The sequence below is a fragment of the Mycobacterium sp. TH-M82 genome (genome assembly GCF_057473605.1).
This window is the reverse complement of sequence record NZ_JBYCKY010000392.1, coordinates 18,141-27,245: the sequence shown is the minus strand read 5'-3', so window position 1 is coordinate 27,245 and position 9,105 is coordinate 18,141. Positions and strand designations below refer to the sequence as shown.

Annotated in this window: 8 protein-coding genes and 1 pseudogene; 4 read left to right on the top strand and 5 right to left on the bottom strand. The window is 65.2% G+C overall.

The window, feature by feature from the left end; translation table 11 throughout:
• Positions 1-69: 69 nt before the first annotated feature.
• On the bottom strand, positions 70-267 hold the full coding sequence (locus AC2VON_RS12180) for a hypothetical protein (RefSeq protein ID WP_486953198.1): 198 nt from the start codon (positions 265-267) through the stop codon (positions 70-72).
• A gap of 269 nt (positions 268-536) precedes the next feature.
• Between AC2VON_RS12180 and AC2VON_RS12175 the strand changes: the two genes are divergently transcribed.
• Entirely contained in the window at positions 537-2,180 is a 1,644-nt protein-coding gene (locus tag AC2VON_RS12175) for a PGRS repeat-containing protein (protein ID WP_486953197.1), read from the top strand.
• Positions 2,181-2,188: 8 nt separating this feature from the next.
• On the opposite strand, the gene AC2VON_RS12170 is transcribed toward AC2VON_RS12175, so the two are convergent.
• Positions 2,189-2,431, bottom strand: coding sequence for a hypothetical protein (locus tag AC2VON_RS12170; protein ID WP_486953196.1), 243 nt, complete (start codon positions 2,429-2,431; stop codon positions 2,189-2,191).
• Between the two features lie 36 nt (positions 2,432-2,467).
• Between AC2VON_RS12170 and AC2VON_RS12165 the strand changes: the two genes are divergently transcribed.
• The 3 genes from AC2VON_RS12165 (at position 2,468) to AC2VON_RS12155 (ending at position 5,113) form a co-directional block, all read left to right on the top strand.
• Positions 2,468-3,028 carry a hypothetical protein gene (locus AC2VON_RS12165; protein ID WP_486953195.1) on the top strand — a complete coding sequence of 187 codons (561 nt, stop codon included), beginning with the start codon at positions 2,468-2,470 and terminating at the stop codon, positions 3,026-3,028.
• A gap of 194 nt (positions 3,029-3,222) precedes the next feature.
• Complete coding sequence (locus tag AC2VON_RS12160) at positions 3,223-3,747, top strand: MTB12 C-terminal domain-containing protein (RefSeq protein WP_486953194.1); 525 nt, start codon at positions 3,223-3,225, stop codon at positions 3,745-3,747.
• 271 nt (positions 3,748-4,018) lie between these two features.
• Positions 4,019-5,113 (top strand): hypothetical protein, encoded by a 1,095-nt coding sequence (locus AC2VON_RS12155; protein ID WP_486953193.1) that lies wholly within the window; start codon positions 4,019-4,021, stop codon positions 5,111-5,113.
• A gap of 442 nt (positions 5,114-5,555) precedes the next feature.
• On the opposite strand, the gene AC2VON_RS12150 is transcribed toward AC2VON_RS12155, so the two are convergent.
• The 3 genes and pseudogenes from AC2VON_RS12150 to AC2VON_RS12140 all read right to left on the bottom strand — a co-directional run.
• Positions 5,556-6,230, bottom strand: a complete 675-nt coding sequence (locus tag AC2VON_RS12150) for a chymotrypsin family serine protease (protein WP_486953192.1) — start codon at positions 6,228-6,230, stop codon at positions 5,556-5,558.
• Between the two features lie 62 nt (positions 6,231-6,292).
• Positions 6,293-7,039, bottom strand: a complete 747-nt coding sequence (locus AC2VON_RS12145; protein ID WP_486953191.1) for a chymotrypsin family serine protease — start codon at positions 7,037-7,039, stop codon at positions 6,293-6,295.
• 652 nt (positions 7,040-7,691) lie between these two features.
• Positions 7,692-9,020, bottom strand: a pseudogene (locus AC2VON_RS12140) (hypothetical protein); the annotation flags it as partial.
• Between the last annotated feature and the right edge of the window lie 85 nt (positions 9,021-9,105).

The window sequence follows — 9,105 nt, the reverse complement described above, 5'->3', positions numbered from 1 at the left end:
TGGTGTCGAGGCGCTTTGGCCAAATCGACCCCAGACGGCAGGCGAGGGTCACTTCGGATGCAACATGATTCAGCGGATCAAAACGGCGACGTTTACTGGTAACCCGCCGTATTCGATCCGGTCGTATTCCCGCTGCGCGGTAATCTCGGTACGATCTCCCGCGGTGACAAGACCCACGAGCGCTGGCAACACAAGCCGACGCTCAACGGCACCGCCGGCATCTGGTTCTTCGTCGAGGACCGGACGGTCTACCTCGAGCAGGTGCACACCAGTCACCCGAACGAAACGAAGTAGGGCACGTTCACTGTCCTGGCAGCAGTTTCCCGCCAGTGAGTAGCGAGACACGGCGCCTCCCCAACGAGCTGCGTTGACAGTGTGCGCCGGGCAGCATATTCACAGGAGGGGGCTGAAGAATGCCGTTTATGCACACTGGTCGCGGTGCCAATGACGGAATTGAAGTCCTCGCTGGAATTGGGGGTTGGCGCGTAAGTTCGGGCCGGCCGCACGGTCATGAGCGTGACGACAGTGGCGAAAGGTTGTCTTCGATTCCGCGACGCCAGCGTCGTCGGCTGGTCGGGTTGGGTTCGGCGGTGGCATTGCTGATGGCGGTCGCGCCGGTAGCCCGGGCGGATTTCGACATCGACGATCTGTTTGATCCGGCACTCTGGGTGCCCCCGCCGACGGCCGACGCTACGGCGCCGGAACTCGTCGACTCGGCCGCAGCCGGCGCGGGTATTGATTCGTTGACCGGGTATATCGACTCCGGTGGCCTGATTGGTCTGATCTATGCTCCGCTGCACAGTTTCGGTGAGGAGTGGATCGCCAGTTCGTTCGGCACACAGCTGGACAACCTGATCAACCCGCTATTTGCCGTTGGTGACCATTGTGGCCTGATCTGCAACGGCGATGTGGGGACGTCGGCTGATCCGACCGGGGGCGACGGTGGCTGGTTCTTCGGTGACGGCGGCACCGGCTGGGGTAGTGACCAGGCCGGGGTGGCCGGCGGTGATGGTGGCGCCGCTGGGCTGTTTGGCAATGGGGGCGTCGGTGGTGATGGCGGGGCTGGCGCCGACGGTGGGGCCGGCGGCGCCGGCGGGTACTTGGTCGGTGACGGCGGCAATGGCGGCAATGGCGGGGCTGGGGCCGCTGGTGAGGCGGGCGGCAACGGTGGTGCCGGTGGCATGGGTGGCTATTGGACGGTCGGGATCGGTGGCAACGGCGGCAACGGCGGTGCCGGTGGCTCGGCATCCGGTGCCGACAGCGTCGCCGGGGCCGGCGGTGACGGTGGGGCCGGCGGTGTGGGCAGCCGCGCAGAACTCTTAATCCCCGTCCTGCTGGCTCCGTTCCTGACCGTTGCTGTTGGAGGTAATGGTGGAGCCGGCGGTGATGGTGGTGCGGCCGGCGGTCTCGACAGCGTCGCCGGGGCCGGCGGTCTCGGCGGTAACGGCGGCGCCGCTAGCCCAACACTTGGCCTTCCTGGTATCGGCGCAGGCGGTGACGGTGGCGTCGGCGGTAACGGCGGTACCGCGACTGGAGCCGGCAGCGTGGCCGGTACTGGGGGTAACGGCGGCATCGGAGGCGAGCCCGGGTCGAGTGGAGTCGGTGTCGCCGGTGCAGGCGGTAACGGCGGCGACGGCGGAAACGGGATCGACGGCGGGCAAGCAAGCCACGGCGGCAACGGCGGCACCGGCGCTACTAGCAGCAGCATCTCGTTGAACCTGACCTCATCAGGCTCCGGTGGTGACGGCGGCACCGGTGGCGCCAGTGACGGCGGTACCGGCGGCCAGGGTGGAGTCGGCGGGAGCAGCGGGGCAGGCGGTTTCCTCAGCGCGCCGACCGGCGGTGGCGGTGGCGGCGGGGGCGGCGCCGGTGACGGCGGGCATGGAGGTAACGGTGGCGACGGTGGTGACGGGGCATCGGGTGTTACACCTGGCGCTGCGGGAATCGGTGGGATCGGTGGCGCAGCCAACGGTGGGACCGGTGGGGACGGCGGCAACGGCGGCAACGGCGGCGGCAGTGAGCTCAACACCGGCGGGAACGGCGGCAACGGTGGGCAAGTCGGTCCGGAAGGCGACGGCCGCGGGGGCGACGGCGGCAATGGTGCCAACGGCCTCTCGTTTGGACCCGGCGGCAACGGTGGCAACGGCGGTAGCGACGGCACCCCTGGCACCCCCGGATAAATCCCCGGTCAACAATCGCCGCTGATGAGAAACTGTTGTTCGGTGGCGGGCGGGCATTGTTCAGTGCGAAACCAGCTAACTGTCAGGATGGCCGCGTACCATGTATCCCCATCGCCGACGCGGCGGTCGCTATAAATCGTCGAAAGGCTCGTGAAATGCTCGTTTGCCGTATTGGCCGCTGGGGTGCTGGTGCGGGTGTGGCCGGTGGCGCGGCAGTGGCCGCGGCACTGCTCGGGATGGGTGCCGCGCACGCCGACGACAGCACCGAGGAGATCAACGGCTGGACGGTGACACTGACGGGCGGTGATGGGACCGACAGCCTGTTGCCCGCCGCTACGTTGTCGGACCCGAGCGATTCGCTGGGTCTGGGCACCGAACCGATCAACGGCAGCTTTGGCAACGTCGCGGCGACACCGCTCAGCGACATCGGATCGAACGAATCATTTAACACAGCCCTGTCCACTATCGGTACGGCGGACAACCTGAACATCCAAGACAACTGGTTCTCCGGATTCGAGATCTCCTCCGTTCAAGCCGGCCAAGACAACGCTGTCATGGCGTTTCTGGTGCCTGACGCTGGTGGTAACCAGCTCGTCGATCTCTTCAACTACGGCAGCCCAGATGCTCCGCCGCTGGTCAACCCAGACGCCACCGGCCCGATCGACATCGGCGGGGTTCAACTTGCCGACCCACAAGACGGGGCACTGTTTAACGACCTCTTCGGCGCGGCGTTCCAAGGCGACAGCGCCGACTGGACCAATGCGATGACGTTGTTCGATGACTGGCTCGGTATCGACCCATCGGTCGCGGCCGATGCGAGTGCCTTGCTCCCCGACTTCGCTCTCTGACACTCAGACCAGAGCGCAAAAACTCGGTCAAGTGCCTACACCTGGGCCGAGTTACCGTTTCAGAGGTGGGTTTAAGCCGAGTTCGGGATCGGTGTTAGCGCGCTGACCGCCAGCGCAAGGGATGCAACGTAAGTCCGGCCGCGGTCGCGTAGCTGGATAGCCTCAACAATGTTCCGGGAGGGGAGGGACCGCCGATGTTTCGGACCAAATTATCCGGTGTCGCAAAGGTATTGCTGGCGGCGGCGCTGATCGCCGCACCCGCAACAGTCGTGACCGCCGCACCACCGGCCTACGCGGACTGCGGAGACCCAGGCGAAACTCCCTGCACCGGACCGGTGCCCACCGTCGACGAGGTGGTAGCCATCATGACCAAGCTGACTGACCCAAACATTCCCGCCGCGGACAAGACCGACATCGTCACCCCCGGTTTCACCCCTGAGGAAGCTGAATCGATCGACGACCGCCTGAACCGGATGAATGCGGTCGGGCTGTTACCGCTGACCTTCATGGTGACCAACATTCAACCCGCAGCCAACAACCTGGCCGGGGCCACCGTGTCCACCACGGGACGGTGGTACAACCAATACACGCCTCCCGGCCCAATTGTTCTGGTCGACCAGGGCGGGCACTGGCTGATCACCCACGACGATGCCATGGCCGGGCTCAAGGCGATCTGGTCCAACGCGCAGCGGCGCGTCGTGCCGGGCAACAGTATCTGAAATTGGTCGGCTATGCCGTATCGGCGGGTGGCGCCACCGGAGAACACGTTCGGAGATATCGATGGTTTCGCCGTTCCCGAATCAGCGGGGTGGCGTGATGGCGAGCCGTCGGCACTGTCCGGGCCTCAAGGGAGAACCTTACGGGAAGAACTGACAGTTGCCGACATCGGTGTAGCTTGCTTTTCAGTTCTCGGTCGCGTTCGTCGCACAATCACTGGCGACCTCGCGCTGGTGTCGCACACCCGGGTGCGTCTCGATAGGAGATTCAGATATGGCCCGTCGCATTATCGCTGCCCGTGTCGGCGCTGGTGGCGCGTTGGCTTTGCTGGTTGGCTTGGGAACCGCGGCGGCGGCCCTGGCCGACCCGGGCCCGACCGCCGACGACGTTGCAGCCGTGCTGACCGGTTACGGGCTTGTGAGCAGTGACTTCACTGGGTCCACCACCGTCCTCGACGCAGCGACCGCCCTCGCTGGCAACACACAGACCGATGTGTTCGGCGGCGATGTCACCGCAAGCGAGGTGACCAACGTCTTCATCAGCGACGGCATCGTCAACCAACCCACAAGACAGGCCCTCTATTACGATTCGCCCTTGATCGCTTACGACCTCAACCACGTCATCCCCTCGGGCGACGAAATCCAATCAGTCCTTAGCACAGACGGGGTCACCAGCTCGGACTTCAGCGGCGACACCACCGTCGGCGAGGTCGCCAACGCACTCGCCGCCTACCAAGGCATCCTGACCGCAGGCACCGATCGCGGCACCGATATTTTCGGCGGCTCTGTATCTGCAAGCCAAGTCACCGCCGCCCTGGGCATCGATGGCTACCAGTTTGCCAGCGGCTCGGACCTCAACGCGGCCGACATCGCCACCGACCTCAACGGGGCCACCCCGCCGCCGGGCGCCACCAACATCCCCACCGACTACACCTTCGCCGATGGCAACCCCGACACCGCCGCCGAAAACGGCACACCGGTCGACGACCAGGGCTACTCGGCGCTGTTCGGGGCCGAGGGCAGCGTCGGCGCACACAACGCGACCCTTGACGCAGCCTTGTTCCAGACCGACCCGGCCGACGCGGCAAACTTCTACAACGCAGTCACCTATTACGAAGAAAACAACGACCACCCGCTCACCGACCTGATCTACTCGTTCGACCACAACGCGTTTTCCAGCGCGACGTTCGACGGCATCGACGGGGCGTTCCTCCAACCCGGCGGCGGCTACCTGATTCCGACCGACTCCCTGGGCTACCTCGCCACCGAAATCGATTTCGTGCTCGACGGCAACGGACTCAGCTCCATCCTCGACTCGAACGTTGATCTGCTCGCCGCCGGCGCAGCCGACATGGACCTGAGCATCTAGTGGCGTGTCCCGGGTTTCGTTGAGGTTTTCGGGCGCGAGTCGGCCGCAGGTAACCGCGCTCGCAGAATTCCCGTCGTGTGCACGCTTGTGATCCGCGGACGGGTGGGTACTTCCCAGTGACGAGGCGGGCATCATATGGTGCCTCAGTCTAGGATTTGGCGGCATGGGGGGGCCGGTGTCTTCAGTGTCTTCCTCGATACCAGGAATGAAAGTTCTCACCGGCTCGGGCGGACACATCGTTAGGGCTGGCCACTGGGTGGGGCTGATCGATTCGTGGCGGCGAGCGGGAGCGCCAGCTGTCCGTTGTCGTTGCATCTGAGGTAGGAGCGATCGTGTGACCTGCGGCGCCTCAGATCAAGTGACAATCCGGTTGAGGTGATTTGTCATTCGATCTGGGGCAAACGGAACTGCCGCGAACTCAGCCCTCTGAGGTGAGCCCATCTCATGCGGGGATCGGGACGAACCCGGCACCCGGGTAGCCCTTGGCGGCGATGTCGTCGAGGACAGCGCTGAATAAGACGCTCTTGGTCTCTGCTATGGGGTAGGTGTAGATGTCGTTGGCAGGCAAGATGTAGCCCCGGTAGACCAGGCCGATCAGCAGGTCTTCGGCGGTGACTGGGCGTCCGTCATCGCCGGGCTGATAGGGGCTGGGCATGGTTTGGTACGGGCCTGTACCTGGCAGTCCGAGCATCTTGCTGCAGTAGTTTCCGGTGGCGGCTCCGAGGGTGCAGGCCGGTTGGCGCCATTGCGGTTCGGGACCGACTCCGTTAATGGCAAACCCGGCGAAGTTGGCAGTTGGTGCCACTTTGGCCGGATCGAATTTGATCACCGCATAGTCGAGGCTGTCACCGACGGCCACCACAGTTCCCAGGGTGCCGGGTGTTCCCTCGGCCGAGACCTCAGAACCGGGCCCACCGCAGTGCCCGGCAGTGAAACCCACCAGCTCGCCGGTGTTGTCGTGACCGATCGTGGTTAGAGTGCAATAACTGCCGGCGACAACGATGCCAGCACCACCCCCGAGCGGGACGGCTGCCAAGGCTGTCGGAGCGAGCAGGCACCCGACCACAACCATCAGCAACGGGACAACGCCGAGCCGCCAGAGGTACACGATCCGCATAGCCTCGCCTCCTTAACCCGCTTGGAATCTACAAGCTGCATCTGGCGGTCGGTAGACGAAGTTCACCCCGGGATCGGAACGAACCCCGCTCCCGGCCCGCCTTTGACATTCGCGTCGCCGAGGATCGCGTCGATCGACACCACTACGGTGCGCGTGCTCTGCGGCACGTGGGCATGCGGTGGGGCAACGAACGGCTGCGGGCACGCTTCGCCGGTCGGGGTGAACCCGCCGCGGATCATGCCGACCAGCAGGTCGCCGACGGTGACAGGCGCCCCGTCGTCGCCGGGGTTGGCGCATTCGATGGCGTCGAAGGTGGCGGTGGCTTGCTGGATTTTCTGCGCCTTCTCCGGTGAGGTTTCGGTGCCCGGCGGGCGGGTGTCGATGACGACCGAGCCCACCACGTTGGCGCACACGTGCCCAGTCGCCCGGCTCTGCTGGCACGCCCACTGTGTCTGACCGGGTGGCGGAGCTGCGCCGATGCCGTTGATGGGGAAAGCGTCGGCGTCGGGGGTCGGCGTCACCGCGGCGGGGTCGAATCTGATCACGGCGTAGTCCGGGCCCGCATTGGCGGCTACTACTTTGCCCACCGCCCCGGCGTCTTCGACAGCGACGGTGGCGCCTGGGCCACCACAGTGTGCTGAGGTGAACCCGACCAGATCACCGGAGCTGTCGTGACCGATCGTCGTCAGGGTGCACAGCGTGCCGTTAACACTGATGCCAGATCCTCCGCCCAAGGGGACAGCCGCCGTGGCTGTCGGGGCGAGTACGCCTGCTAGCAGGAGCGGTGCGATGCCTGCCGCCAGGCTCATCCTGGGCGCCCTCCGACGAAGGGCAGTAGTCCGCACCATCTCAATCTACCGACGAGGATCTGCGATCCAAGGGGCCACGACGACTTTTGACATCGAACTCACAACCGGACGTCAACGGGCCGGGTTGAGGACGCCGCTGAGGGCGGTGATGCCCGCGGCGGCGTTGAGGCGCGCCGACTTCAGCTCGCAGCTGGCGAGCAGTTGCTAAATGCAGGCTTCAGATGCGACCACGTATGTGCTGTCGATATCGATCTCTCGGCTAGTTCGGTTCCTCGGTTCAATGACCCACGGTCCGGGCACGTCGTGCCCAGCGTTGATGAGCGTTTTGCGTCGACATGCCGGCTGCTGCACCAATTTTGGCCCAGGACATGCCGGCTTGACGTGCCGTCAACACCGTGCAGGTGAGCCGTTCTTCTGCGGCCCGCAGTGCGGCCTGGGCATCGCCGATGGAACGTACGGCCGCATCGTGAGCTTCGATGTCCCTAAGGCGCCGCTGGTCTCGGTCTTCCAGGTTGCGCAGCTCATCGTCACGATCTGTTTTCAGCGTCAGTTTCTCAGTCTTGCGTTTCCGGCCGACCTCACGGTTGTCGACCGGAGGTAAGTGTACGAGGCCGTCGTGGACCGCTGCTGCGCGGCGGGAGCGGGTGTGCGCGTACTTTCCCCAGGTGTTGCCGGATTCGGTGGCGTGTTTCTGCGTGACCTGGTCGCTGTAGCCGAGCATCTCGGCGACGACGGGGGCGGGGATTTCGGAGACGAGTTCCTGCAGCGCGGTGTTGCGTGCGCCTTGCAGGTCGATCCCGAGGGAGCCGAGCCGCTTCATGATGGTCTGGGGGTCGAAGTGTCGGCCTGGTCGGCTGCTGGGGAATAGCCAAGGCGTGCCGACGGCACCTCCTGCGGTGCGCAGGTTGGGGCGGTGGCCCCGGTAGTAGTTGAGCTGTGAGGCGAACGGCTCGGGGACTGGGACTGGTTCGGTACCGAGTGCGATACGGGTCTCGCCATCTTTTCGGGCGATGGCGGTGGTCTCCAGCGCGGAGATCTTCGTCAGCGGTTGGGCGTAGAGCAGAAGGAGGCCCCCGGCGATTCGGTAGGGAAGGGTTTCGGAGTCGCCGGTAAGCATCTCGTTGATCCAGGCCAGACGTTGCTCCTGGGTGATCGTCGGCGTGGTTCTGGATTGTCGGAATCCGATCTTTACGCCGGTGGTGATCTTCGCGCCGGTGGCCCAGATGAAGAAGGTTCGGATCGAATGGCGGGTGGTCGGACCGGAGGCGAGGTACTCGTTGACGTCGCGTTGTGTGCACTGGGCGACCGCACGGTGGTGGGTGCTGTGCAGCCAGGTGAGGAATTTGATCGTTTCGGTGATCTCTTGCTGCGCTGAGCGTCTCGGCCCGTCGGTGCCTTGACCTGGCTTGGACATGCTGCGCAGGCGGCGCAGGTGGTGCCAGGTGGCGAACTGCTCGACAGGGGCGCGGATGGTCGGCGAGGCGATGGCGTCGAGCTTGCCGGCGAGCCAGACCTCGAAGCGGGCGAGATGTTCGTCGCGTTGGGGGAGCAGTCCGTGGTGCTGCAGGAGGCTGCGGAGGTGATCGACGTGGCGGCCGGGCCCGGCCGCGGTGAGCCCGTCGTGGGTGAGCGGTATAGCACCCGAGGTGATCGCGCCGAGCAATCTGAGCACCTCGACGTTGCGTTTCCAGGTCAGGATGCTCTCGGGTCGGTCCACGCCGCACAGGACTTCGATGAGGGTGTGCATGGCGGCAGGGTCGGCCGGGTGGTGCAGCAGAATCTTGCACAGGTCTTCGCGTAGCGTGCATCGGGCGCATTCGCCTCGGCGGTAGAGTTCGCTTTCCCGCCCACAGGTTTTGCAGGTGTAGTTGCCGGCGATGCCGGCGCAGAGCAGGCAGACCGGCCGTGGGTCGTCGTGGCGGCAACGGCCGGGCAGGACGCCGTCGTGTCCGCAGTTCGGGCAGATGCCGTGGGTGCGCATGGCGCTGTAAAAACAGCTGTGGCACAACCGGTCACCGGGCCATTCCACGCGCAGCTTGTTGGCCTTGCGGTGGCAGCGGCTGCAC